17 protein-coding genes are annotated in these 25,281 nt (G+C 66.4%); 13 read left to right on the top strand and 4 right to left on the bottom strand.

Going from position 1 to position 25,281, the window contains the following annotated elements; translation table 11 throughout:
- Nucleotides 1-6 precede the first annotated feature (6 nt).
- From VGK32_07535 to VGK32_07525, 3 genes are all read left to right on the top strand, one after another.
- Nucleotides 7-1,128 carry an ATP-binding protein gene (locus VGK32_07535; GenBank protein ID HEY3381603.1) on the top strand — a complete coding sequence of 374 codons (1,122 nt, stop codon included), beginning with the start codon at nucleotides 7-9 and terminating at the stop codon, nucleotides 1,126-1,128.
- Nucleotides 1,125-2,528, top strand: coding sequence for a sigma-54 dependent transcriptional regulator (locus VGK32_07530; protein ID HEY3381602.1), 1,404 nt, complete (start codon nucleotides 1,125-1,127; stop codon nucleotides 2,526-2,528). The genes VGK32_07535 and VGK32_07530 overlap by 4 nt, the downstream gene beginning before the upstream one ends.
- A 193-nt stretch (nucleotides 2,529-2,721) precedes the next feature.
- The gene (locus tag VGK32_07525; GenBank protein HEY3381601.1) at nucleotides 2,722-4,611 is read left to right on the top strand and encodes a cation-translocating P-type ATPase; all 1,890 of its coding nucleotides are present in this window, start codon (nucleotides 2,722-2,724) and stop codon (nucleotides 4,609-4,611) included.
- Between the two features lie 55 nt (nucleotides 4,612-4,666).
- Here VGK32_07525 and VGK32_07520 read toward each other — a convergent pair whose 3' ends face one another.
- The 3 genes from VGK32_07520 to VGK32_07510 all read right to left on the bottom strand — a co-directional run bounded on the left by VGK32_07520 (nucleotide 4,667) and on the right by VGK32_07510 (nucleotide 9,250).
- Complete coding sequence (locus VGK32_07520) at nucleotides 4,667-5,485, bottom strand: aldolase/citrate lyase family protein (protein ID HEY3381600.1); 819 nt, start codon at nucleotides 5,483-5,485, stop codon at nucleotides 4,667-4,669.
- 68 nt (nucleotides 5,486-5,553) lie between these two features.
- Nucleotides 5,554-7,080, bottom strand: coding sequence for a glycoside hydrolase family 27 protein (locus VGK32_07515; protein HEY3381599.1), 1,527 nt, complete (start codon nucleotides 7,078-7,080; stop codon nucleotides 5,554-5,556).
- Nucleotides 7,081-7,210: 130 nt separating this feature from the next.
- The gene (locus VGK32_07510; GenBank protein ID HEY3381598.1) at nucleotides 7,211-9,250 is read right to left on the bottom strand and encodes a DUF5916 domain-containing protein; all 2,040 of its coding nucleotides are present in this window, start codon (nucleotides 9,248-9,250) and stop codon (nucleotides 7,211-7,213) included.
- Nucleotides 9,251-9,774: 524 nt separating this feature from the next.
- Between VGK32_07510 and VGK32_07505 the strand changes: the two genes are divergently transcribed.
- The 5 genes from VGK32_07505 (at nucleotide 9,775) to VGK32_07485 (ending at nucleotide 16,890) form a co-directional block, all read left to right on the top strand.
- Nucleotides 9,775-13,245 (top strand): methyl-accepting chemotaxis protein, encoded by a 3,471-nt coding sequence (locus tag VGK32_07505; GenBank protein ID HEY3381597.1) that lies wholly within the window; start codon nucleotides 9,775-9,777, stop codon nucleotides 13,243-13,245.
- Nucleotides 13,246-13,592: 347 nt separating this feature from the next.
- Complete coding sequence (locus tag VGK32_07500; GenBank protein ID HEY3381596.1) at nucleotides 13,593-14,000, top strand: hypothetical protein; 408 nt, start codon at nucleotides 13,593-13,595, stop codon at nucleotides 13,998-14,000.
- 103 nt (nucleotides 14,001-14,103) lie between these two features.
- Nucleotides 14,104-15,294 (top strand): type IV pilus twitching motility protein PilT, encoded by a 1,191-nt coding sequence (locus tag VGK32_07495; GenBank protein ID HEY3381595.1) that lies wholly within the window; start codon nucleotides 14,104-14,106, stop codon nucleotides 15,292-15,294.
- 148 nt (nucleotides 15,295-15,442) lie between these two features.
- A complete protein-coding gene (locus tag VGK32_07490; protein ID HEY3381594.1) occupies nucleotides 15,443-16,147 on the top strand; it encodes an OmpA family protein in 705 nt (234 codons plus the stop codon).
- Nucleotides 16,148-16,611: 464 nt separating this feature from the next.
- Nucleotides 16,612-16,890 carry an ATP-binding protein gene (locus tag VGK32_07485; protein HEY3381593.1) on the top strand — a complete coding sequence of 93 codons (279 nt, stop codon included), beginning with the start codon at nucleotides 16,612-16,614 and terminating at the stop codon, nucleotides 16,888-16,890.
- An 81-nt stretch (nucleotides 16,891-16,971) separates the two neighbouring features.
- Here the strand turns inward: VGK32_07485 and VGK32_07480 are convergent, their stop codons facing one another.
- Entirely contained in the window at nucleotides 16,972-17,652 is a 681-nt protein-coding gene (locus VGK32_07480; GenBank protein HEY3381592.1) for a hypothetical protein, read from the bottom strand.
- A 540-nt stretch (nucleotides 17,653-18,192) separates the two neighbouring features.
- On the opposite strand from VGK32_07480, the gene VGK32_07475 reads away from it, so the two are divergent.
- The 5 genes from VGK32_07475 (at nucleotide 18,193) to nosZ (ending at nucleotide 25,232) form a co-directional block, all read left to right on the top strand.
- Nucleotides 18,193-20,169, top strand: coding sequence for an FAD-dependent oxidoreductase (locus VGK32_07475; protein ID HEY3381591.1), 1,977 nt, complete (start codon nucleotides 18,193-18,195; stop codon nucleotides 20,167-20,169).
- On the top strand, nucleotides 20,144-20,650 hold the full coding sequence (locus VGK32_07470; GenBank protein HEY3381590.1) for a ubiquinol-cytochrome c reductase iron-sulfur subunit: 507 nt from the start codon (nucleotides 20,144-20,146) through the stop codon (nucleotides 20,648-20,650). The genes VGK32_07475 and VGK32_07470 overlap by 26 nt, the downstream gene beginning before the upstream one ends.
- Nucleotides 20,651-20,662: 12 nt before the next feature.
- On the top strand, nucleotides 20,663-22,009 hold the full coding sequence (locus VGK32_07465; protein ID HEY3381589.1) for a cytochrome b N-terminal domain-containing protein: 1,347 nt from the start codon (nucleotides 20,663-20,665) through the stop codon (nucleotides 22,007-22,009).
- 1 nt (nucleotide 22,010) lies between these two features.
- Entirely contained in the window at nucleotides 22,011-23,246 is a 1,236-nt protein-coding gene (locus VGK32_07460; GenBank protein HEY3381588.1) for a c-type cytochrome, read from the top strand.
- 123 nt (nucleotides 23,247-23,369) lie between these two features.
- Nucleotides 23,370-25,232, top strand: coding sequence for a Sec-dependent nitrous-oxide reductase (nosZ, locus tag VGK32_07455; protein ID HEY3381587.1), 1,863 nt, complete (start codon nucleotides 23,370-23,372; stop codon nucleotides 25,230-25,232).
- Nucleotides 25,233-25,281: the final 49 nt, after the last annotated feature.

Below are 25,281 nucleotides of genomic sequence, written 5' to 3'. Positions count from 1 at the left end.
CACCTGATGAGGAATTCGGGCCCGTCCTCGCCACGCACGCAGAACGTCGCGCAATGGAGCTCGTTGCTGGCGGGCGTGGCCGCGGTGTCGGCGCTGCACTACGTCACGCCGCCGGAGCACTTCGTCCTGCACGCCGTCTATCAACGCTTGTATTACGTGCCGGTGATCGTGGCCGCATACTGGTTCGGCGTGCGAGGCGGCCTCGGAGCCGCCGTCATCAGCTCGGTCGCCTACGCGCCGCACATCCACACCGCGTGGTCGCACAATCCGCCGTACACGATGAGTCAGTACGCGGAACTCGTCGTGTTTCTGTCCCTGGGGCTGTCGGTGGGGCTGATTGCCTCCCATGAACGGCGCCTGACGAACCGGTACCGGGAGACTGCCGAGTCGCTGGAACGCGCGAATCGGGAACTGCGCGAATCGGGTGAGCAGTTGCGGCGCGCAGAACGACTGTCTGCCCTGGGCGAGATTGCGGCCGGCCTGGCTCACGAAATCCGCAACCCGCTTGCAGGCGTGAAGGGCGCGCTCGAAATCGTCAGCGCGCGCGCGATCGCGGGCACACCAGAAGCCGAGTTCTCCGGGATCGCGACACGGGAGTTGCATCGGCTCGAGGGGCTCGTCCAGGAGTTTCTCGATTATGCCAGGCCCAAGCCGCCCCGGCTGCGACCGGCGGACTTGCCCGACGTCGTTCGACGCGTGGTGAGCCTCCTTGGTCCGCAAGCCGAGCAGGCCGGCGTTGCGCTCGCCGTCGAGGGCGACGCCGCATCACAGGGTCTGCGGATCGATCCCGAGCAGATCGAACAGGTGCTCGTGAATGTCATACTGAACGCCGTGCAAGCCAGCCCGCGCGGCGGTCGCGTGAGGCTTCGACACGAACCACGGGACGGGCGTTACCTGATCGAGGTGGCCGACCAGGGTCCGGGCATTCCTCCCGAGGCGAAGGCGCGGATCTTCGAGCCGTTCTTCACCACGAAGGAACGCGGCACGGGCCTGGGTCTTGCTATCAGCCAGCGGATCGTCGCAGCGCATCGGGGCGAGATTCGAATCACGCCCGGCCAGAGCGGGGGCACGGTCGTTGAGATCCTGTTACCGCTTTCTCCGACGGGAGCCGTTCAGGGCCAGCCATGAGTGACCCGAAGACCATCCTTCTGATCGACGACGACGAGAGCCTGCGACGGGTGGTGGAGTACAACCTGCGCGAGGACGGGTACCAGGTGGTGACGGCCACCGACGGCCGAAGCGGGTTGCAGCGGTTCCAGGAGACGGGCGTCGATCTGGTCCTGACCGACGTCCGTATGCCGGAGATGGATGGCGTCGAGTTGATGGCGCACCTGAAGGCGATGCAGCCCGACCTCCCCGTCATCGTGCTCACAGCGCACGGGACGATCGACTCGGCGGTCGAGGCGATGAAGGTCGGGGCCTTCGACTACCTCACCAAGCCGTTCTCGCGCGATCAACTGAAAGCGTCTGTTCGGAAGGCCCTCGAGCTTGGCGCGCTCGCCAGCGAGAACCGTCAGCTGCGGCAGATTGTGAGCGAGCGCTTCTCGTTCGCCAGCATGATTGCCGGGTCGCGAGCCATGCGCGACGTGACGGACACGGCATCCCGGGTGGCCGCGAGCGACACGACCGTCTTGCTCGAGGGCGAGAGCGGGACAGGGAAGGAGCTGCTGGCCAAGGCGATTCACGTGAACAGCGGTCGCAGCCGCGGGCCGTTCGTGACCGTCAACTGCGCGGCCATCCCGGAGAACCTGCTCGAGTCGGAGTTGTTCGGGCATCGCCGGGGGGCGTTTACGGGCGCCATCGCGGACAAGCAGGGGAAGTTCGAAGCCGCGAACCGGGGAACCATCTTCCTCGATGAGGTCGGGGAGCTTCCGCTCCTGTTGCAGGTGAAGATCCTGCGCGTGCTCCAGGAGCGCGAGGTGGACAAGGTCGGCGAAACGCGCCCGATCAAGGTGGATGTCCGCGTGATTGCGGCGACCAACCGCAGTCTGGAGAAGATGACGGCCGACGCGAGCTTTCGCGAGGATCTCTACTACCGCTTGGCGGTCGTCTCCATTCGCGTCCCACCGTTGCGCGAGCGGTCGGACGACGTTCCTCTGCTCGTGGATCACTTCCTCGCCAAGCACGCCGAGCGGCTCGGTCGCCCGCGCCCCGCGGTGGACAAGGCAGTGTACTCGGCCTTCAACCTGTACGCCTGGCCGGGCAACATCCGTGAGCTCGAGAACGTCATCGAGCGGGCCCTGGTGCTCGATCGCGACGGCCTCCTGGGCCTCGACGATCTACCCGATCGCCTGAAGGCGAGCGGACAGCGGATCGGCAACCTGCGGATTGAACTGCCGGACGAGGGGATTTCGCTCGAGGATGTGGAGCGGGAACTGCTGTTGGCCGCCCTCGAGAAGCACAATTGGAACCAGACCCGCGCTGCCGCCTACCTCAATATCACGCGGAGCACGCTCCTGTACCGGATGCAGAAGTTCGGTTTGGAACGGGACAAGACCGCTCCGCCCCCCGTGGGCAGCCCGGATTGACAACCTGCCCCCGACGGGCCCGCACCCTGTCTCACAATGGACGGCGCCGCCCTGTGTGGCGATGACGCGCCAGCCGGAGTCGCTCGCTCAGCACCAATTCCTGAGGGCACGAATACGTTGCCGTACATGTGCGTCGAAGGACCACGTGCGGCGACGGTAAGATGAGCTTGATGGATATGCGCAAGGGCCTGGCATGATCGGGCGTTTCTCCCAGCTCGGCGTCTATCGCGAGCTTCTCCGCTCCCAAGACTTCCTTCGGGTCGCGATCGCCGGCGGACTGGCGCTGGCCAGCTATCTCCTGCCGAACGGCGGAGGGCCGCTCACCTCCCACGTTGGCGCCGCACTCGCTCTCGCGTCGGTGGCGCTCAACGGCGCGCCCATCATCTGGGCCGCGCTCAAAGGGCTTTTCGAGAAGCGAGTCAACGTCGACGAGTTGGTCGCGCTGGCCATTGCCGGCAGCCTCCTTCGAGGCGAATTCCTGACCGCCGCCGTCGTGAGCTTTGTCATGGTATTCGGGAGCCTGATCGAACAGGCCACGGCCACGGCGGCGCGCAAGGCGGTGGAGACGCTCGTCCGCCTGGCACCCGAGAACGCGACGGTTCTTCGGGACGGCCGTCGGGTCGAAGCCCGGGTCGAGGACCTGGCGGTCGGTGATTGTGTGCTCGTCCGATCGGGCGAGCGCGTGCCGGTTGACGGCCGGGTCGTCAACGGGATGACGTGGCTGGACGAATCCTCCATGACCGGCGAACCGATGCCGGTGGAGAAACGCGCAGGAGACGACGTCTTCGCCGGCACGCTGAACCATCAGGGCGTCATCGAAATCGTCGCCACGAAGGTCGGCGAGAACACCACGCTCGGCCGGGTAATCGAACTCGTGTTGCAGGCTGAAGCCCAGCGCCCGGCGGCCGTCAGGATGATCGATCGGTACGCACGATGGTTCACGCCGACGATTCTGGCGGCGGCGGTGGTCGCCTGGGTGGTCACCGGCCAGGCCGACCGGGCGATTGCCGTGTTGATTGTCGGGTGTCCGTGCGCCCTGATTCTGGCCGCCCCCACAGCGGTCGTCGCCACCATCGGCCGGGCCGCGCGCGCTGGCGTTCTCGTCAAAGGCGGAGTGCACCTGGAGTCGGTCGGGCGGGCAACTGCCATTCTGTTCGACAAGACGGGGACGCTCACGGCGGGCACGCCCTGCGTGGACGAAGTGGAAACGGCCGACGGCATCGATCCCAGCTACGTGCTGCAGCGGGCGGCCTCGGTCGAGCAACACAGCACGCACCCGCTCGCCCGCGCCGTGCTGAAGGCCGCCGGGGACGCTCGACTCGACCTCTCGGAGGCGGAGCACATGGTCACGGAGGTCGGCCTCGGCGTGCGGGCCATGGTGGAGGGCCGGCAGGTCGAAGTCGGGAGTGCCCATCTCGGCGGAGGCGGATCCGCCGTTCCAGCGTCACTGCGGAGGCACCTCGATCGGGTCAAGGATCGGGGCGCGACGCCACTCGTCGTCTTCGAGGACAAGCGCGCCGTCGGCATCCTCAGCGTGACCGACCAGGTCCGGCCCGGCGCGAAGGAAACCGTCGCGCGCCTTCGCGCGCTTGGGATCCGTCAGGTCGGGATTGTTTCCGGCGACCACGCGCGAGCGGCGCGTCGGATCGCCGACGCGGTCGGTGCGGATGACTGTTGGTCCGACCTGTCCCCGGAGGGCAAGCCCGATGTCGTCAAGGATCTTCAGCGGCAGGGTCTGACGGTCGTGTTCGTCGGCGACGGCATCAACGACGCGCCCGCGTTGGCCACGGCCGACGTCGGGGTCGCGATGGCGGCGGCAGGCACAGATGTGGCGCTCGAAACCTCCGACATCGCGCTGATGCACGACGATGTGACCAGAATCCCATTCCTGGTTCAATTGAGCCGGCGCATGCTCAGGATCATCAAGTGGAACATCGCGTTTGGCCTGACATTCAACGCCGTCGCCGTTCTGGCGAGCGGCGGTGGCTATCTGACACCCATCATGGGGGCCATCGTGCACAACATCGGTTCGGTGCTGGTGGTCCTTTCATCGGCGACGATGGCATTCGTGAAGGAGCGGTGACGCCGGGCCCGACACTGGATACGACCGCCATCGATCACTCTTTCGGAGGGATGGTCTACTTGCGCATCGCCTTCACGGTGTCTCCCAGGGTGCGCTGCAGGAGCGCGTAGTCCCACCCGACGCTGAGCATCCGATAGCCGGCTGCGATCTTCGACTGCACGTCCGCTGGTGCCGCATCCGTGGCCGCCACGACCTTCCTGGCGAGACACATCTGAAGGATGCGCGCGGCGTCCGCGTCCGGAATGTGCACGCACTCGACCGCGCCGACACCCGGCGTCTCGACGATCTCCTTGGCGTTGCGCACGCCGTTCTCCGTTTCGATCATCGCGACGACGAGCAGTTCGCCCTTCGGATTGAGGGGCCACACGTCGCGCCGTTCTCGCGGGATGTTCAGGCCGGCCAGTGCCGACGTCTCCGCGTTGCGGACGGCCGAGATCGCGCGCTCGAGGTCGGCGCGGCTCTCGACGAACGGAATCCACACGCCCATCGCGGGCCCGACCTTCAACGACTCCGCGATCTCGTAGCGCGGGTCCCACGTCGCCCGGTTCGCCAGCTTCACGAGCACAACAGGCGCGCTCCTGGGCTCGGCGCGATAGCGCAGGCTGAAGTCCTGCACGCCCAGCAGGAAGCTCCTGAGCGCCGGGAAGTCGTACACTTCGTGCTCGATGTCCGCCACGATGTAGTCGGCGTCCGAGGTGGCGAGCACCTTCGTGATGCGCGGGGCGGTCGTGGCCGCGGTCCAGACTCCGATGGCGGGCTTGCCCGCCTCGAGCAGCGCGATCAAGCGGTTTGCGCGCTCCTGGGCCACGGCGTCTGGCGCGACGCACGAGATGACGACGAGAGTGAGCGTCCAGGGGATGAGGCGGCGAAGCATCGGAGACTCTCCTTCGGGTTGGCAGATTTCACGTATCTCAGCGGAAGTTCCTCGGAACGATCCGACATCTACGGCGTCGGCGTGAGGCGAAGCAGGACGACGCCGTGGCTGGGCACGGTGGCCGCATAGGACGGGCCGAAGCGTCCCAGGTCCGAGGCGATCCAGAGATCGCGCGCCGTGTACCCTCCACAAGCCTGAAACTCCTCGCAGCGAACGGATATCTGCGCCGCCGAGGCGCCGCGATTGAACAGGCCGACGGCGATGGCGCCCCCAGACAACGTTCGCATCCAAACCTCGAGGTCGCCGTCCGCCCTGACGCGGTGCCCTTGTCGGCCCAGTGGATCCTGATCGACGGCGATCACCTCCCGGTTGGTGAGGATCCGCTGCGTGTCCGCCGCCATGGTTCGGAGGTCGTTGCCGGCCAGGAGCGGTGCGGCGAGGAGCGCCCACAGGCTCATGTGGGTGCGGTACTCGACGTCGGTCATCCCTCCGTTGCCGATCTCGAGCATGTCGGGGTCATTCCAGTGGCCGGGCTTCGCGAACGGCGCCAGCGAGTCCTGGCCGAACCCGATGCGCGTCATCGAGTTCCAGTTGTCGCCGATGTCGCCGGTCGTGCGCCACAGGTTGCCGCCCACCTCGGGGCCCCACTTCCAGACGTCGTTCCGCCCGTATTGGCAGAGGCTGAACACCATCGACCGCCCGGTCGCCCGGAGCGCGTCCCCCATCTTCTGATAGACGGCCTGCATGTCGCTGTCCGGATAGAGCCTCGCGGCGCTGCACCAGTCGTACTTCAGGTAGTCGATACCCCACGCGGCATAGGTCGCCGCATCGTCGGCCTCATGGCCGTAGCTTCCCTCGTAACCCGCACACGTCAGCGGGCCGGGCGACGAGTAGATGCCGAGTTTCAGTCCCTTGCCGTGCACGTAGTCGGCCAGGCCTTTCATGTCGGGGAACTTCCTGTTCGTGAGGATCCTGCCGGACCTGTCGCGTCCCGCCTCCCAGGTGTCGTCGATGTTGACGTACACGTAGCCGGCAGCCTTCATGCCGCTCTCGACCATCGCGTCGGCGGTCGCGCGCACGGTCGCGTCGTCCACCCTTCCACGAAGGCGATTCCAACTGTTCCATCCCATCGGCGGCGTCCGCGACAGGCCGTTGTCTCCAACCGGGCGCAACGCGGGCGGCGCGATGCGCGGCGGGAGTTCGCCGGCACTGTCGGGCCCACGCTCGGCAGTCAGTTCCTGATCGGGCCGGCCGGTTCGCACGATGCGGATCCGCACGGCGTCCGCCGACACCACGACGCCTTTGTACTCGATTCGACGTTCGTTGGGCGGGCGTCCGGTGACAGTCGCGAAGGCGAAGGATCCGTCGCCGACCGTGCCGTCGACGATGGGCTGCTCGGAGGTCGGGTTGATGACCCTCCCGGTAAGGGTTGCGCCCTGCTGTTTCAGCACGACGACGGTCTCGCGAAACGTCCCGTCGCCGTTGGGGACGCGCGACACCCAGTGAGCGGTGAGATCGATCGCCACCGGACCGGCCGCGACGGTCGACGCCAGGATGGCCGAGATCGCGAGGAGTCGGAGGGCAGGTGGTGTCATGTTCCCGCCATTGTAGTCGAGGCGCTGGTTGCAGCACCCTGGATTCCAGGGCTTCATCGAGCAGTCCCAGCCTGTTACCTGGGTGTCGGGAGTCTCCCACTCGCCGCTGAAGTGATGCCGGTTGCGCGCTTCAGAAGATCGTCGTCATCTTGACGAACAACGTGTTTCCCTGGCCCGACCGCTGGCCGAAGGCCGCCGTCCCGCGCTGGAAGGCGACCTGGACGCTGCCGAACGGCGGACGGTAGCGCCACACGAAGACGGCCTGCACGTTCCGGCGGTCGATGGCGGAATTGGTCTGGAAGAAGAGGCGCAGGAAGAGGTCCTTGGTGAAGAACTGGTTCGCCCTGACCACGTGAATCCACGTGCTCTCGTCGCGCGGGTCAGGGTCGAGCCGCAGTCGCTGCAGCTCGTACTCGGCCGACAGCGCGGCGGTCACCTTGTACTTGCCGCTCGCGGTCCACAACTGAAAGTCGGCGTCGAAGTTGCGACCGAACTCGTAGCCCATCCGAACCGATTGATACTCCCGCGTGTTGTAACCGACGTGAAAGCCAATCTGGCGATTTCGGAAGTCCTTCTCGAACCGCTTGAACTCTTCCGTGTACTGGACCTCGGCGCTCCACCGGCTCCGGAGCTGCACTTCGATCGATTCGTCCACCTCCCAGCTCCGCAAGACGCCCTTCTGACTCCAATAGATGTTGTAGTTCGACCCGTACGCGATCCGCTCCACCGCGCCGCGGCGAATCCACAACGTCTTCTCGACCGCGGAGTCGATCTCCCGTCGGTCATCGTCGGTGACCTGCCCGATCGGGTTCACGTTCTCCGCCAGCCTGTCCCCGAGGTGCGTGTAGCGAACGTGGAAGTGGGCCGTCGGCGAATCATAGGTGGGGCGCACGTAGAACCCCTCGGTGCCGTGGCTGAACAGGCCCCAGCTCTTGACCACCTGCGCGGTCAGGCTGAGTGTCTTGGTGAAGAAGAGGTTTGTGTCCACGCCGATCGAGCCCTGGTTGACGCCGGCCAGGTTCCGGTTTGCGGTGGTCAGGGCCACCTTCGATCGGCCGAATACATCACGCTGGACCCGGCCGACCGTGTAGTTCGCCCGGCCCGAGGTGTCGATCGGATCGGACTCGGCCGAGAGGAACGCCATGGTCCACGGGCCCTGCTTGCCGAGAACCTTGCCGCCGGCCAGGACGTCGGCGATGCGACGCGAATAGAACGTCCGGATCCGCTGGCCGAAGAGCTCCTGGCCCTCGAGGAAGAATTGGCGTTTCTCCTTGAGCGACACTTCGAATCTCGTCAGGTTGATCTGCTCCTGGTCGGCCTCGATGGTCGCGAAGTCCGGATTGACGGTGGCGTACACGGCTGTCTGTGGCGTCAGGGCGTAGCGGGCATCGACACCAGCCTGCCAGTCCGGCGACGTGCCTTGCCGGACCCGCGAGAGGCCGTAGGGAATGATCTGCTGTCGCCGGGCTGGGGCGGCGACGGTCAGGCCGGTCAGCCGGCCGGCCTGGGATACCCGCGCGCGATTGTCGAGGGGGCCTGCCCAGGTGGAGAACTCGAGCGTACGCCGCCGGCTCCGGCCGAAGTTGATCCCCCACCAGCGGTCGTCGCCCGTGGCGTATTTGATCGAGGTCAGCGGAATCGCGATCTCGGCCGTCCAACCGAACTCAGTCCGTCTCGCCGCCGACCGCCACGGCGCGTCCCAACTGCCGTCCGCCTGGCGGCCATCGTCCACGATGCGACCGTCCGCCTGTGTGCCCACGACGTTCGTCTGGAAGTAGTAGGCCGACTGCCGGTCGCCGTAGCTGTCGAGCATGACGATGACCGAGTCGTCACCGAACAGGTCGGCGTCGCGCTGTGTCAGTTGAGCCGTGAGCGGTTCCCGGTCCCAGGCGCGAAACGCCACGTAGAGGTGGCCGGCATCGTAGAGGACGAGCGCTTCGGTCCTCACGGTGGACGGCTCACCGCGTTCGGGCTCGAACTGCACGAAGTCGGAGGCCACCGGCGCGCCGCGCCATTCCTCTTCGTCCACCACGCCATCGATCACCGGTGGCTTGGACGCTCGGACGGCCTTCATCTCGAACCGTCGGGGAACCTGCCCGGCTACGGCAGGAGCGATGCCCGCGACCAGCACCGCGACGCACACGAGGATCCGAGACACGAGTAGTTTCATGCGGCACGCCACGGGGCTGGATCGAGCGACGAAGACTCATTCTCCGACGCAGCAAGTTGGCGAAGAGAATAGTCCAGGTTGGCGATTTGCAGAAGGGGAGTGGCGCGGCGGCGTGCCATGGGGGGCGCGCGGGCGTGCTACCGCAACTCACTCTGGCCAGCGCGCTTGGTCCCCAAAGCTCGTCCGTGCCTAATTACAGAACACGATGGTTGTGCCGATTCTCAACAGTAGAAGGATCGTGTGAATACGGATGCGTGCGTGAGCGGCAGGGTGGCGAAAGGGCTGACGGTCGGAAGGTGGTCATCATCGGGATGTCGACACTTATACACGGCTGAGCTTGTCAGCCGCGTCATTTCCTTCAATCAACCACACAATTACTGGCCGGATTCGGGCGTTCGCCTGAACGGCCCCGCCGCGGTGCCTACGAGAGCGCCCGGTCCGATTCTTGGTTACTCGACTTCGAAGCAAGGCCTCATTCATTACCTCATCATGACGTGCCGCAAAGATACGGCGGGAGAAGGTCGATGGCATCACTCAACAATCTGAAGACGGGCGTCAAGCTCGTCGGAGGATTCCTCGCGGTCGCGCTGATGCTCGGCGTGGTCGCGGTTCTTGGTTATCGAAACATCGGTGACATGCAGGCGAACCAGAGTTCGCTCTATGCGAACGAGTTCGTTCCGACGACACAGCTGGCGATCGTCAACGCCGAACTCTACCGGCTTCGGGGAGACGTCTACAAGGTCGTGCTCCTCCCCGACGAGTACGAGTTGACTGTGCAGAACGCGGCCAAATCCATCGCGACCATCAAGGGCGAAGCTGCGAAGTACGCCCTCTTGACGAAGGACGAGAAGAAGAAGGCGGCGTTGGCCGTGTTCGACGCCGCGCTTCGGGACTACCTGGCACAGGTGGAGTGGAGTTTCTCGGAGACGAAGGCGGGTCGATCGAAAGCCGTGATCGACGCGACACGCGACGGCGGCAAGACGGCGAATTCCCGAAAGGCGGTAGGAGCGGCCATCGGCACACTCGTGAGTTTCAACGTCGCGAGTGCTGAAGCCCTCGAAACCGCGAGCAACGAGACGGCCAGGTCGTCCGCACGCCAGATGGCGACCGCCGGGTTCGTCGGCTTTCTGCTCGCCGTCGGTCTCGGCCTCGTCATCAGTTCCAGCATCACGCGGCCGCTCGCCCGCGGCGTCGAGATGATGCGGGAGCTGACCAAGGGGCACCTCGGCCGGCGGTTGCGCCTCGGCCGTAAGGACGAGATCGGACAGCTGACGAGCGCCATGGACCAGTTCGCCGACGCCCTCCAGGGCGACGTCGTCGCGGCGCTCCAGAAGATCGCTCGCGGCGATCTCTCTGTCGAGGTCCACGCGAAGGATGCCGAGGATGAGATCGCGCCGGCACTGAAGGCGACCGTCACCGCCCTGCGTGGCCTGGTCGGCGAAGCGGCCATGTTGTCGCGCTCGGCGGTCGATGGCAAGCTGGCCACCCGCGGCGACGTCGCCAAGTTCGAAGGGGGCTATCGCGAGATCATCCAGGGCGTCAACGACACGCTCGATGCCATCATCGGCCCGCTGAACATGGCGGCGGAATATGTGGACCGCATCAGCAAGGGCGACATCCCGCCCGCTATCACCGACACGTACCAGGGCGATTTCAACGAGCTGAAGAACAACCTCAATACCTGCATCGGCGCCCTCGGGATCCTGGTGGACCAGATCGGCGTGGCGATTACCGGCACCAGGGAAGGCCGGCTCGCGGTGCGCGTGGACGCGGAGAAGTCGGCGGGCGTCTATCGGAAGATCCTGCGCGGCCTCAACGACACGCTGGACGCGGTCATCGGGCCGCTCAACATGGCGGCCGAATACGTCGATCGGATCAGCAAGGGCAACATACCGTCGCGGGTCACCGAGGAGTACCGCGGCGACTTCAACGAGTTGAAGAACAACCTCAATACCTGCATCGACGCCATCGAGCGACTAGTCGCCGACGCGACGTCGCTGGCGACCTCAGCCGTGGAGGGCAAGCTGGACGCGCGCGCGGATGCGTCGCGCCACCAGGGCGATTTCCGGAAGACCATCCAGGGGGTCAACAACACGCTGGACGCGGTCATCGGACCGCTGAACATGGCGGCCGAATACGTCGATCGGATCAGCAAGGGGGACATTCCGCCGCGAATCACCGACGAATACCGGGGCGACTTCAACGAGATCAAGAACAACCTCAACACCTGCATCCAGGCGGTCAACCTGATGGTTGCCGATGCCGACGGACTGGCGCGGACGGCCGCCACCGGCCGGCTGACGGTTCGCGCCGACGCAGCGAAACACCAGGGGGACTTCCGGAAGGTCATCGACGGTCTCAACCACACGCTCGACGCGGTGGTCGCGCTGATCGACGTAATGCCGACACCGGCCTTCATCATCGACCGCGAGTTCCGCATCCAGTACGCCAACCGAGTGATCTCCGACCTCACCGGCCGGCCGCTGCAGGCGCTGCTGGGCACGCAGTGCCGCGATCACCTCCGCGCGGCAGACTGCGGAACCGATCGCTGTGCCACGGGGCAGTGCATGGCGCGCGGCCAGATGGTCAGTGGCGAGACAGATGTGCATCCTCAGGGCAAGGCGCTCGACATCGCCTACTCCGGCGTCCCGATCAAGGACGAGACGGGGCGGGTCGTCGGCGCGATGGAGGTGGCCACCGACCTTACCGCCGTCAAGACCGCGGCGCGGGTCGCCAAGAAGCAGGCCGACTTCCAGGGCCAAGAGGTGAACAAGCTGGTCGTCAACCTCGAGCGTCTCTCGCTGGGCAATCTCGCGGTAGATACCACCGTCGGCTCGTCCGACGCCGACACCCGGCAGGTAGCCGAGTTGTTTGCGAAGGTCAACGCCGGCCTCGACGGCACCGTCCGTGGCGTGCGCGCCCTCGTCCAGGATGCCACAGCCTTGTCGCAAGCGGCCATCGAAGGGCGACTCGCGATGCGCGCTGACGCGGCGAAGCACCAGGGGGACTTTCGCGCGATCATCCAGGGGGTCAACGACACGCTCGATGCGATCATCAAGCCACTGAATGAAGCCGCGGCCGTCCTCGAGAAGGTGGCCAAGCAGGATCTGCGGGTCCAGGTGGCCGGGGCCTACGTTGGCGACCATGCCGCCATGAAGACCTCCATCAACACGATGGTGACAGGCCTCAGGGAGAACATCGAGCAGATCACGCAGAACGCCCAGGCACTGGGCGGCTCGGCGGAAGAACTGGGAGCCATCAGCCAGCAGATGACGGGCAACGCCGAGGAGACCTCGACCCAGGTGGGCGTCGTCTCGGCCGCTTCCGAGCAGATCTCGCGTAACCTGACCGTCGTCGCCACGAGCGCCGAGGAGATGCTCGCGTCGGTGCGCGAGATCGCCAAGAGCGCGAACGAGGCGGCCCGGATGGCCAAGCACGCCGTTGGGGTGGCTGACACCACCAACCAGACAGTCCAGAAGCTGGGCGATTCCTCGACCGAGATTGGCAACGTCATCAAGGTCATCACGTCGATTGCCGAACAGACCAACCTCCTGGCGCTCAATGCGACCATCGAGGCGGCCCGGGCCGGGGATGCCGGCAAGGGATTTGCCGTGGTGGCCAACGAAGTGAAGGAACTGGCCAAGGAAACGGCGAAGGCGACCGAGGACATCAGCGGGAAGATCGCCGCCATCCAGGGGGACACCAGCGGAGCGGTGGAAGCCATCCGGCAAATCAGCGCCCTCATCAGCCAAATCGACGACGTGTCGAACACCATCGCCTCGGCGGTGGAGGAGCAAACGGCGACGACCAACGAGATCGGGCGGAACATCACCGAGGCGGCGCGCGGGTCCGCGGAGATCGCGCGCAACATCGCCGGCGTGGCCACTGCAGCCGACGGCACGACCAGGGGAGCGGCCGACACGCAGGGGGCGGCACGGTCGCTCGCGACCATGGCCGGCCAGCTCCAGCAGTTGGTGGGCCGGTTCAACCTATAGACCGGCGGGCTCAGGCCCGCCGACGACCTGTGCACCGTCCGGGCGCGGCGCGCCGCGCCGCGCCCGGCAGCCTGCCGAATACTGCTCTCCGCTTCGGCCCCCGCAATTACCGCCCCATTGCGCCCGCCGGGTGGGGAATGCCGACACCCGTGCAGATGGTCTCCTCGAACAGCTTCCCGGGCACCAGTTCGACGACAGCGGTCATGCGGACGGCCCAACATGCCGATTGTTCCTTGGAAGGCCGGCCTCTGGCGGCCGCACCCGAGCCCTCCGAGCAGACGTATATGGATGATCTCAGGGTCCCAACGGTTCAGGTAGAAACAGATATCCAGTGTCTGGATGGCACCGTGCTTCACGGCACCTGCTACCTGCCCGTGCTGTCCGCGCTGCAGACCGGGCCGATGCTCCCCCAGGAGTGGATCAACGGCCCGTCATCGTTCTTCCCGTTCCGGTCAGGTGAGGGAGGGTCGACCGTCCTGGTGAACAAGCGCCAGGTGCTGTCGCTGTCCGTGGCGTCACCCTCACGGGAGGACGAGCGGTCGTGGGATTCGGCGGCCCTCGTCCGCCACGTTCTCGTCGAAGCGGGAAGCGAGCGTTTCGAGGGCGAGATTGTCATCGACATGCCGGAGAACCAGCGCCGGCTGGTCGACCATCTGAATCGGCCCGAGGCGTTTCTGCTCGTGCAGTCTGGCCACAGGCAGCACCTCATCCAGAAGGACCGCATTTCCAGGGTTGCCGAGATACGGGAGACATAGCGTGGAAGTGACCTGCCCACAGTGTGCGCGACGCTTGCTCATCGACGACGCGAGAGTGCCGGCCGGTTCGTTCTCGATCCGCTGCCCGCACTGCCAGGCCTCGATGGCATTGGACGGTAGAGCGACGGTGCCCGAAGGGCGGCCCGCCGAGCCCGACGCCCGCGCTCCGGTGACGCCCGGGACGCCCGAGATCGAGGAGTTGTTCCGGTTGATGGTGGCACGGAAGGCGTCCGACCTGCACGTGTCCGCTGGATCCCCGCCCCTGTTGCGGCACGATGGCCAGATCGAGGCCATTGCCGGGCGCGCGGCGCTGACGGCCGCCGATACGGAGCGGCTGCTGCTGCCGATTGCCCCGCCGCGGTACCGCCAGGAGTACGCCGAGCGCCACGATACCGATTTCGCCTACGAAATTGCGGGGCTCGCGCGATTTCGCTGCAACCTGTTCGTCGATCGGAAGGGTCCGGGTGGCGTCTTCCGCGTGATCCCGAGCAAGATCATGACGGCCGAGGAGATGGCTCTCCCGCGAGAACTCCTCGAGGTTTGTCACCTCCCGAAAGGCCTCGTCCTCATCACGGGCCCGACGGGGTCGGGGAAGTCCACGACGCTCTGCGCCCTGATCGACTACGTCAACCGCAACCGAAGCGACCACATCATCACGATCGAAGACCCGCTCGAGTTCGTCCACGAGAACAAGAAGTGCCTCGTGAACCAGCGGGAGGTGGGCGGCCACACCGACTCGTTCAAGCACGCGCTGCGCGCCGCGCTGCGCGAAGACCCGGACATCGTCCTGGTGGGCGAGATGCGCGACCTCGAAACCGTGGCGATCGCCATCGAGACCGCCGAGACAGGGCACCTCGTGTTCGGCACGCTCCACACCTCGTCGGCGCCGTCCACGGTCGACCGGGTCATCAACCAGTTCCCGGCGGATCGGCAGCAGCAGATCCGGATCATGCTGGCGGAGAGCCTGCGCGCGGTCGTGAGCCAGGTCCTGTGCCGGAAGATTGGCGGGGGCCGCGTGGCCGCGCTCGAGGTGCTGATCGCCACGCCTCCGGTGTGCAACCTGATTCGCGAGGCCAAGACGTTTCAGATCCCGTCCATCATGCAGGCCGGCAAGAAATTCGGCATGTGCATGATGAACGAGTCCCTGTTCGACTTGGTGAAGAGACAGGTCGTCTCCCCCGAGGAGGCCTATACCCGAACCGTAGACAAGGCCGCTCTGCTCTCGCTCTACAAGCGGGCGGGCATGGACGTGTCCTGGGCGCCCAAGGAGGCGTCAGCTGGCGCAGCCACGTAGCGAATGAGGCGGCCACCGGAGGAGAGCGGTGCCACAGTGATAACATCCGTGGCACCATATCGGATTCCGGGAGGGAAACGCCCCGCAGGCAAAATCGCCGGATGCCGCCGGCTGCAAGGACCACCCGCTCTTCTCTCGCATGCAGGGCATGCGCATCGTGTTGTGCAAAGCGACCGATTTCGACCGCGTGGTCTTCAAGACCGGCAAGACGACACAGGCGGTGGAGGGCCGGCGCTTCGAGATCAAGTACCAGACGGATGCGGGGCAGACGGCCCCGAGCCCGCTGGCTATCATCCGCAACCACCAGCAGGCCGTCGCCAAGATCGGCGGCGCCGTCCAGTACGAAGACCAGCGGTACACGGTCCTGAAAGTGTCCAGGAACGGCCAGGAGATCTGGGCGCAGGTCGATACCGCCTGGATGAAGGGGTACCTCCTGACCATCGTCGAGAAACAGGCGATGGTGCAGGAAGTGATCGCGAGCGCGGAGCTCTTCCAGTCGGGCCTGAAGGCCGCCGGCCACGTGGAGGTCCCGGGCATCTACTTCGACACCGGCAAGTCCGAGCTGAAAGCGGAGTCGGATGCCGCCGTCGCGGAGATTGCGAAGTTCCTCACGGCGGACCCGGCGCTGAAGGTCTTCGTCGTCGGCCACACGGACAACGTCTCGTCGCTGGACGTGAACACGAGACTGTCGCAGGCCCGTGCCGACGCGGTGGTGCAGGCGCTCGTGGCCAAGCACGGAATCGCCGCCGCGCGTCTTGTCGGCCGTGGCGTCGGCCCGCTCGCTCCGGTCGCCAGCAACGACGCCGAGGACGGCCGCGCCCGCAATCGGCGCGTGGAGCTCGTCAAGCGGTAGGAAATCGGAGCATCAACCTCGCCGGACAGGGACTACTGCCTGCGGGTGGAGACCCGATCCGGATTCCTCGAGGGCCATGGCCGCGTCGACGCCATTCGGCGCGGCCCTCCTCCCGTGTTCCGCGGCGGGCTCCTCGCTCTGCCGCACGATTCCCCTCTTCGTTCTCCGGCACCGCATCGCGTTTCTCTGGACGCTCGTGGACGACCTGCTCGATCTGGCCGCGGGCCGGACCGATGTCCGCGAGGAAAAGACGACGCAGGGGCTCGTTGACCTGGCCGAGGCGCTCCGGCGCGTGTGCGCGAGGTTCGATGCTGCCAGCCGTGCCAAGAACGTGTCGCTTCAATTCTCCTGCCCTGAGGAGGGCCTCTCGGTGTGGTCGGACGAGGCGGGAGTCGACCGCATGGCCGACAACCTCGTGGGAAACGCCGTGAAGTACACGCGCGTCGGCGGCGTGCGCGTCGAGCTTGCGCGCGAAGGGGGAGCGTGCGCGGATCGTGGTGGCCGACACGGGGATCGGGATCCCAGTGGAAGAACAGCCGCGCCTCTTCGGGGAGTTTTTCAGGGCGAGGAACGCAAAGGCGGTGGAGGAACGTGGCACCGGCCTCGGCCTGACGATCGTGCGGGACCTGGTGATGCGATGCGGTGGGCGCATCGTGATCGAGAGCGTCGAGAACCAGGGAACCACGGTCACCGTGTTCCTGCCGCTGGCCAGGGTGGCTCCACCATCCCGTTCCGAGGTCTGATCACGACGCGCCCACCAGCACAACCCAGGCTTCCGAGATCCGATCTGCCAGCCGAACCGACGCCGGCCACTGCGGTCCGGATCACGCTCCGGCGGCGAACTGCTTGACGATGCCGTCGGTCAGGACATCCGCCATCTTCATCAGATGCGAGTACACCTCGTCGAACGCCTGGACATCGTCATCCCACTTCTTGTTGAGGCGCGCCACGACCTCCTTGGTCGTCGTCGCCAGGTGCATGGCCATCATGTCGGCGACGGCCGCCCTCGGCCAGTTGGGGTTCGCTCGGCTCAGGAAGTCCGCGATCTGCTCCCCATTGGCCGTCCATGCGCGATCCGCGGCGGCGGACTTGGCGTGGTCGCCTGCTTTCGCTGCGGCCACGAGGTCGACGGCAATGAGAATGTGTTGCTTCAGCAGGCCGGTCAGTTTCTCGCCGGCGGCATCTCCGTAGAAGGACGCGATGGCCCGCCCGATGTCGTCCTGGTTTCTCAGAAGCCGGGTGGCCGCCGCCTGTGCGTCGGGTGTGCCGTCCACCGCCGCGACGATATACTCCCTGGTCCAGATCGCGTGATCGGACCAGAGCTTCCGCATGTCCTGCCGCAACTGCGCGTGGTCGATCGCCGATCGCGCGGTGGCCGCCGCGGGCCGCGCCGTTTCATGGCCCATCGCGTTGTCCTGCCGCGCCGCCAACCGGTTCGTTCCACCGACGATCAACGCGCTCGCCGCGAGCGCAACCACAATCCAGTTCCTGTCGTGTGCCAGCATGTCCGTATCCTCCCCTGTGGCGAGCCTCATGACCCGCCCTCGGTCATACAGAGTGCTGCGGGACCGTTTGGTAACACCGGCCGGCGCGCAGGTCGGCGTGCGTGACCCGGCGTGGACGGCCGCTCCAGCCGCGGCGAGGCGCCATTCTGGAAGACCACCGGCGGCAACACGCATCGTGGTATGCCCTCATTCAATTTCCTGTCGGGACTCCAGCGGTGGCAGCTGGTATCGCCTGTGCGTGATGCCGCGGCATCCCTCTGCGCGCCTCGTTCCGCGTTGTTCATGCCGTATGACCTGGATCATCAGGACTCCAGCCGCCGTCCGGGTAGCATCGCGTCGCTGCAAGGTGGGTGATCTTGCGGAGCCGGAGCGACCGTAGTAGATTTCACATCTACAACCGAGTCATCCCCCGGGTGGGGGTCGGTCGGCGGCGTCCGCTTCGGAGTCAGGACGGTCCGGTCGAAACGATTGAGCAGAAATGCTCGTGCCCTGATTGAGCGCCGCGCTCGGTCGAGGCGACACTCCCGCCCTGAGGGACGTATGGCTTTGCCCGTCCGCCTCCCCGATCTGGACCACTGGAAGGCCCAGGTCAAGTGCCAGTCGGGTTGTCCGGTCGCCACCGACGCGGGTCGGTATGTGCAACTGATTGCCGACGGGCGGGACGAGGATGCGTACCTCGTCGCCCGGGCTCCCAATCCATTTGCGTCCGTCTGCGGTCGGGTCTGCGCTGCGCCTTGCGAGGACGCATGCCGCCGGGCCGCGATTGACGCCCCAATCTCCATCCGCGCCCTCAAGCGGTTCGTCACCGAGCAGTACGGCGTCGAATCGACGCAACCCGGCACTCAGGACCGCCTGCTCACGACGCTCATCGACGAGGGCAATCGATACGCCGGCCACCTTCCCGTGACGCCGTCCAGTGCGGTGCGGACGCCCGACGCGCCGGCTTCACGCTCTCGTGTCGCGGTCGTGGGCGCCGGGCCGGCAGGCCTGGCGGCCGCGCACGACCTCGCGCTGCTCGGCCACGCGGTGACGGTGTTCGAGTCCGCCGACGAGCCCGGCGGGATGATGCGGTTTGGCATCCCGGAATACCGCCTCCCTCGCTCATTGATCCGGGCGGAGATCGACAAGATCCTGGCGCTCGGCGTGACGCTGAAAACGGGCGTCACCCTGTCGCCCGACTTCGGCCTCGCCGCTCTCAGGGAGCTGGGCTTCGAGGCGATCTTCCTGTCGGTCGGTGTCTCCAAGGGCCGCGACATCCAGGTGACGGGCATCGAGCTCGACGGCGTCGTCAAGGCGGTCGACTACCTGCTCAACGTCAACCGGGGCTACCGTGCGGATCTTGGCCGGCGAGTTGTGGTGATCGGCGGGGGGTTCGTGGCCTTTGATGCGGCCCGAACGGCCTTGCGGCTCGGTGCCGACGCCGGCATCGACGCTCTCGGAGAGATCGCGGCGGAATCGGCCTCGCACGCCAAGGAGGCGCTCGATTCGGCGCGGGCGGCGCTGCGCGGCGGGGCCCGTGAGGTCACCATCGTCTCGCTCGAGAGTTTCGACGAGATGCCCGTCCTTCGAACGACCCAGGGACACGAGGAATTCGAGGAGGCGAAGAACGAGGGCGTTCGGTTCGTCCCCAGGCGCGGACCGAACCGTTTCGTCGGCCAGGGCCGCCTGCAGGCCATCGAGCTTCGCGCCGTCACGTCGGTCTTCGACGCGACTGGCCGATTCGCACCTGCGTACGACGACGGCGATGTCGTCACGGTCGAGGCCGATGCATGCGTCCTGGCGGTTGGTCAGCGCGCCGACCTGGCGTTCCTGAGGCCGGAGGATGGCGTCGAGCTGGCTCCCGGCGGAACGATTCGCATCGATCCGGTCACGCTGGCGACCACTGCTCGCGGGGTGTACGCCGGCGGCGACGTCGCGTTCGGGCCGCGCAATCTCATCGACGCCGTGGCGAACGGCAAGCGGGCCGCACGGTCGATCCACCAGTTCCTCGCGCCGCACGACGCACCGCTCGACGTCCGTCTCGACATCGCCAAGATCCCGACGCCCCGTTACCGGATGATTGCCGGCTTCGAGGAACTCGATCGCGCGGCTCCGCCGACGTTGGATCTTGGACGTCGCACGGGGATCGCGGAGGTCGAATCCGGCTATTCCGAATCGGACGCGCGCCGGCAGGCCGCCCGCTGCCTCGTCTGCCACGTCCAAACCATCTACGACCCCGAGAAGTGCGTTCTGTGCAACCGGTGCGTCGACGTGTGTCCAGAGTACTGTCTGGCCATCGTGCCGTTCGAGGAACTCGGCCTCGGTGCCGACACTCGCCAGACGCTCATCGAGCGGGCCGGGGACAGCGGTCTGCCGCTGTCGGCCATGGTGAAGGACGACGAGCGGTGCATCCGCTGCGGGCTGTGCGCCACACGCTGCCCGACCGACGCGATGACGATGGAGCAGTTTGCCATTACCGAACGGTTCGACGATACGAACGAGCGAGGCATCCATGGGCGAACCGCAGAACAGGCGTGACTTTCTCCTGACCCTCGGCACCGGCGCGGGCATCGCGGCCCTCGGCTACCAAGGCGCCGCCTCGCTCCGCTCGCTGGTGCCCAACGTGTCCTATGACGCGCCCACGACGGTGAAGGTGGGCCTGCCCGCCGAGTTCCCCGACGGGCTCAAGTTCCTTCCTGACCAGCGGCTGTTCATCTTCCGCGAGGGCACGGTGTTCCACGCGATTTCGGCGGTGTGCACCCACCTGGGCTGCACGGTCCGCGCCGAGGCGCTCTCGAATCCGGAGGCCCGCACGGTTGACGGCAAGGCGCTCCGCCTCACGCACCGTTTCCTGTGTCCGTGCCACGGGTCGAAGTACACCGGCGATGGGGGGAACGTGTCAGGGCCCGCGCCGCGGCCACTCGCGTGGTACCACCTGTCGCTCGCGTCGGATGACGGTCAACTCGTCGTGGACCTGGCCAACGAAGTGGGCCACGACTTCCGGCTCACGACCGCGTAGGGAGGAGTGCGCATGAGCCTGCCAGCCACGACGCCGCGCGCCCGGGCCGAAGCGCCCGGCGTGCACGCACGACGTCTCTGGAGCCTGCGGCCCCGATCGGACCGCCAGTCCGGCGACGCCATCGTCTCGAATTTCCTGCTGCACTGGTTCCCGGCCAAGGTCGAGAGGTCATCGCTCGACTGGTCCTACTCATTCTGGCTGGGCACCGTGTCGGCGGCGCTGTTGCTGCTGCTGGTGCTCTCGGGCGGACCGCTGCTGTTCCTGTATGTGCCGTCGGTCGAGCGCGCCTACGGGTCGGTGAAGGACATCGAGTACGCGATCACGTTCGGATCGTGGATCCGCGCGGTTCACCGGTTCGCGGCGCACCTGATGGTCGCGGCGGTGTTCCTGCACCTCGTCAGGGTGTTTCTGACCGGGGCGTACAAGAACGGCGTCGGGCAGGGCCAGCACCGGGAATGGAACTGGGTGATCGGGGTGGTCATGCTCCTGCTCACGCTGTTCCTGTCGTTTACCGGCTACCTCCTGCCGTGGGACCAGTTGGCGTTCTGGGCGGTGACCGTGGGCACGAACATCGCGTCGTCGATCCCGTGGATCGGGCCCTCGATACGCGAGTTGCTGATCGGAGGGCGTGGAATCGACCAGCCGACGCTCATCCGGTTCTACGCGCTGCACGTCATCGTCCTGCCGGCGGCGCTCGGCGCGCTCTTCGCGTATCACATGTGGCGGGTGCGCAAGGACGGCGGGCTGGCACGAGCGGACCGGGCGTCGGTCCTGCCCGCGCCGGTGGCGAGCCCGGCTTCGACAACGAAGACCTACGCGCTCCTCGGCGTGGCCCGCGGGACCTCGCCGGCCGTCCGCACGACGACGCTCGAGGCCGCCGATGCGACCGTGAACGCGGTGCCCGACCTCACTCGACGCACGGCGATCGTCGTGCTCGGCACGTTCGCCGTGCTCAGCATCATGGCGGCGCTGATGCGGTCGCCGCTCGAGGAAGCGGCCAATGCGCTCGTCACCCCGAATCCGGCCAAGGCGCCGTGGTACTTCCTCTGGCTGCAGGAGATCGTGACGGACACGACGATCCGGTTGGGGACGTTCACGATCAACGGTGCGTTCCTTGGCGGCGTCCTGTTGCCGGGCGTGCTGGTCGGGCTGCTCACGGCCTGGCCGTGGATCGACCGGAGCCCCGGCGCCGCGGCCGGCTCGTGGTTCCCGCGGACGCGACGGGCGCAGAACCTCGTGTTCCTGGGTGTCGTCGCGGTCGTTCTCATCCTCACACTGGTCGGGACGTTCATGCGCGGCCCGTACTGGCACCTGTACTGGCCGTGGGAGACGTGGCCCGAGATCCCGACGAGGCTCTGACATGGAACAGCGAACCAACTCGCCCTACCCGCGCCGGGATCGGCCCGTGCTGGCCGTCGTCGGCCTGCTGCTGGTGGTGTCAACGGTGCTGTTCACCCGGAACGACCGCGAGCACGAGTGGCGCTATTACCAGCGCGAATTCCACCAGATGGTCGCCGACAAGTTCGGCCAGGAGAAGGCGCGCGTGGTGCCGTCGGGTCTCCAGCAGATCTGGGTGCCGGCGCTGGGACACGCCGATCGATGCGTCACCTGCCACCAGGCCACAGCGTGGAAGGGCTTCGAGACGGCGGACGAACCCCACCGCACACATCCCGCGGACCTGTTGCGAGCGCACCCGCCCGAGCGCTTCGGGTGCACGTCGTGCCACGGCGGACAGGGGTGGGCGGTCGACGTCGAGCCGGCGCACGGTCCTGTGGCGTTCTGGGAGGAGCCGATGCTCGGAAAGGACCTTGGCGAGGCCTATTCGATCGCGGACAACAAGCACGCGCTGATGCAGATGAACTGCAACGTCTGTCATCGGTACGACCGTGAGACCAAGGGGGCCGACGCGATCAACCTCGGCAAGCGGTTGGTCAGGGAGAAGGGGTGCCGGGCATGCCACACGATCAACGGGCGGGGCGGCACGATCGGGCCGGATCTCACGTTCGTTGGCGACAAGGCGCCTGAACAGTACGACTACAGCCGGCTGTCCGGTCAGAAGACGGCGTTCGCGTGGCATGTCGCCCACCTGAAGGACCCGAAGGCGCTGGTGGCCGACACGGTGATGCCGAACTTCAACTTCGGGACCAAGGACGCGCAGTCGCTCGCCATCCTGGTCCAGTCGTGGCGGAAGACTCCGGTGCCGGCCGAATTCGTCGCCGGCGTCCCGCGCACCGACCCGCAGACCCCCGACGAGAAGGTCGAGGAGGAGCGGATGAAGACCGGTCCCGGCGCGTGGTTCGTGAAGACCGGATGCTTCGTGTGCCACAACATCTCCTCGCTCGGGGTGAAGAGCCCGGCGCAGATCGGCCCCGACCTGTCCGTCGCCGTCGAGGACACGCAGCGCCGGTTCGGTCGCACGGTGGATGACTTCTTCATGAACCCCACCGGGACGATGTCAGTCGTTCTCTCGAGACAGATCATCCTGTCGCCGGCCGAGAAGCAGGTGGCAATCCAGAAGCTGCGGGAGGCGTTTGCCGAATACCAGCGGCAGAAGGCCGAGACCGAGAGGGCGCCGAAGCCGCCCGCAGGCCGTTGAGTGAGCACAGATGGCCAGGCGTGCGAACGCATGACCTGGCTGCCCTGGTGAATCGAACCACGAGACCGAACGTCGTGTGAGTTCGGGGCCGCGCCCCGCGTCGGCCCCCTGGGAGGAGGCTGCATGAAGCTGACGGCTCGCGTGAGAACCCTGTTTACGCTCGTTGCCGTCCTGGCGCTTGGCGTCATGGCCGGCAAATGCGCGCCGACCGCGCCAAAGGCAAAGAAGGCCGCGGCGGGTGCATCTGACATGGCGGTGGCGGCGCAGAAGACCTACGTGGCGCCCGGCGATCTTGATGAGTACTACATGTTCTCTTCCGGCGGCCATTCGGGGCAGGTCTACGTGTACGGAGTGCCGTCCATGCGCCACCTGTCGACGATCCCTGTGTTCACGCCCTACCCGGGGACCGGCTACGGGTTCGACGACGAGTCGAAGGCCATGTTGGGCGGGCTGACTTGGGGTGACGTGCACCACCCGGCTCTCTCGGAGACCGCCGGCGACTACGACGGTCGCTGGCTGTTCGTCAACGACATGAACGGCCGCGTGGCGCGCATCGATCTGCGGGACTTCAAGACCAAGCAGATCTTCGGCCCGGTGCCGAACGTGTCGGGGAACCATGGGTCGGCGTTCGTGACGCCCAACACGGATTACTCGATGATGGCGTCGCGCTTCTCGATCCCGATCCCGAAGGGCACCGTGGTCGGTATCGACAAGTACGCCACCGAGTACAAGGGCGTCGTGGCGGCGATGAAGATCGATCCGAAGACGGGCCAGATCTCGATGGGCTGGGAAATCTTGATGCCGCCGTTCGACTACGACCTCGGCGACGCGGGCAAGAAGATGTCGGACGGGTGGATGTTCTGGACCTGCTACAACGCCGAGCGGGCGACGGGCAAGCTCGAGGTCACCGCGTCGCAGCGCGATCGCGACTACATCGCGGCGGTGGACTGGAAGGCCGCCGAGAAGGCGATTGCCGAGGGCAAGGGCGAGCTGATCGGCGGGGTGAAGGTCCTCGATCCGAAGAAGGTGCCGGGCATCGTCTACCTGATGCCGTGCGGAAAGTCGCCGCACGGGGTGGACGTCGCGCCCGACGGAAAGTGGATCGTGGGCTCGGGCAAGCTCCAGGGTGTCACGACCGTGTTCAATTTCGAGAAGATCCAGACGGCGATTCGCAACAAGGACTTCACCGGCGATGAGGACGGGATCCCTGTACTGAAGTACGAGTCGATCAAGGAAGCGGAGGTCACGGTCGGTCTCGGGCCACTCCACACGCAGTTCGCGCCGGACGGCTGGGCCTACACGTCTCTGTTTGTCGACAGCGCCATCGCAAAGTGGAAGCTCGGGACCTGGGAGGTCGTGGACAAGATACCGATGTCCTACTCGATCGGCCATCTGACCGCCGCCGAGGGCGACACGGTCTCGCCCGACGGCAAGTACCTGGTCGGTCTCAACAAGCTCTCGCACGGGCGGCACCTCTCGGTCGGGCCGTCGCAGCCGGAATCGTCACAGCTCGTGGACATCTCCGAGGAGAAGATGAAGCTTCTCTACGATGCGTTCACCGAGCCCGAGCCGCACTACGCGCAGATGGTGAAGGCCGACAAGTTGCACCCGATCGAGGTCTACCCGAAGGAAGAGAACAAGCATCCGCTCGCGGTCTGGGATGTGAAGGACGCGGGGGTGACCCGTCAGGGCAACAAGGTCATCGTCAAGACCGTGCTCGTGCGGTCGACCATCACGCCGTCCGCGATCGAGGTGAACGAGGGCGACATCGTCACGATCGCGCTCACCAACATCGAGCAGACGACCGACGAACTGCACGGCCTCGGGTTGCTCGACTACAACATCAACGTGGTCGTCGACCCGGGCGAGACCAAGACCGTGACGTTCAAGGTCGACAAGGCCGGCGTGTTCCCGTACTACTGCACGAACTTCTGCTCGGCGCTCCACCAGGAGATGCAGGGCTACCTGATCGTCAAGAAGAAGTAATCCCGCTGCCGCGCGGCGATGGGGGCGCGGCGCGCCGCGCCCCTGTCGT

It is taken from the genome of Vicinamibacterales bacterium (genome assembly GCA_036504215.1).
In the GTDB taxonomy this organism is placed as follows: domain Bacteria; phylum Acidobacteriota; class Vicinamibacteria; order Vicinamibacterales; family Fen-181; genus FEN-299.
Note: the sequence above shows the minus strand (reverse complement) of the source record. Positions and strands in the feature narration are given on the sequence as shown.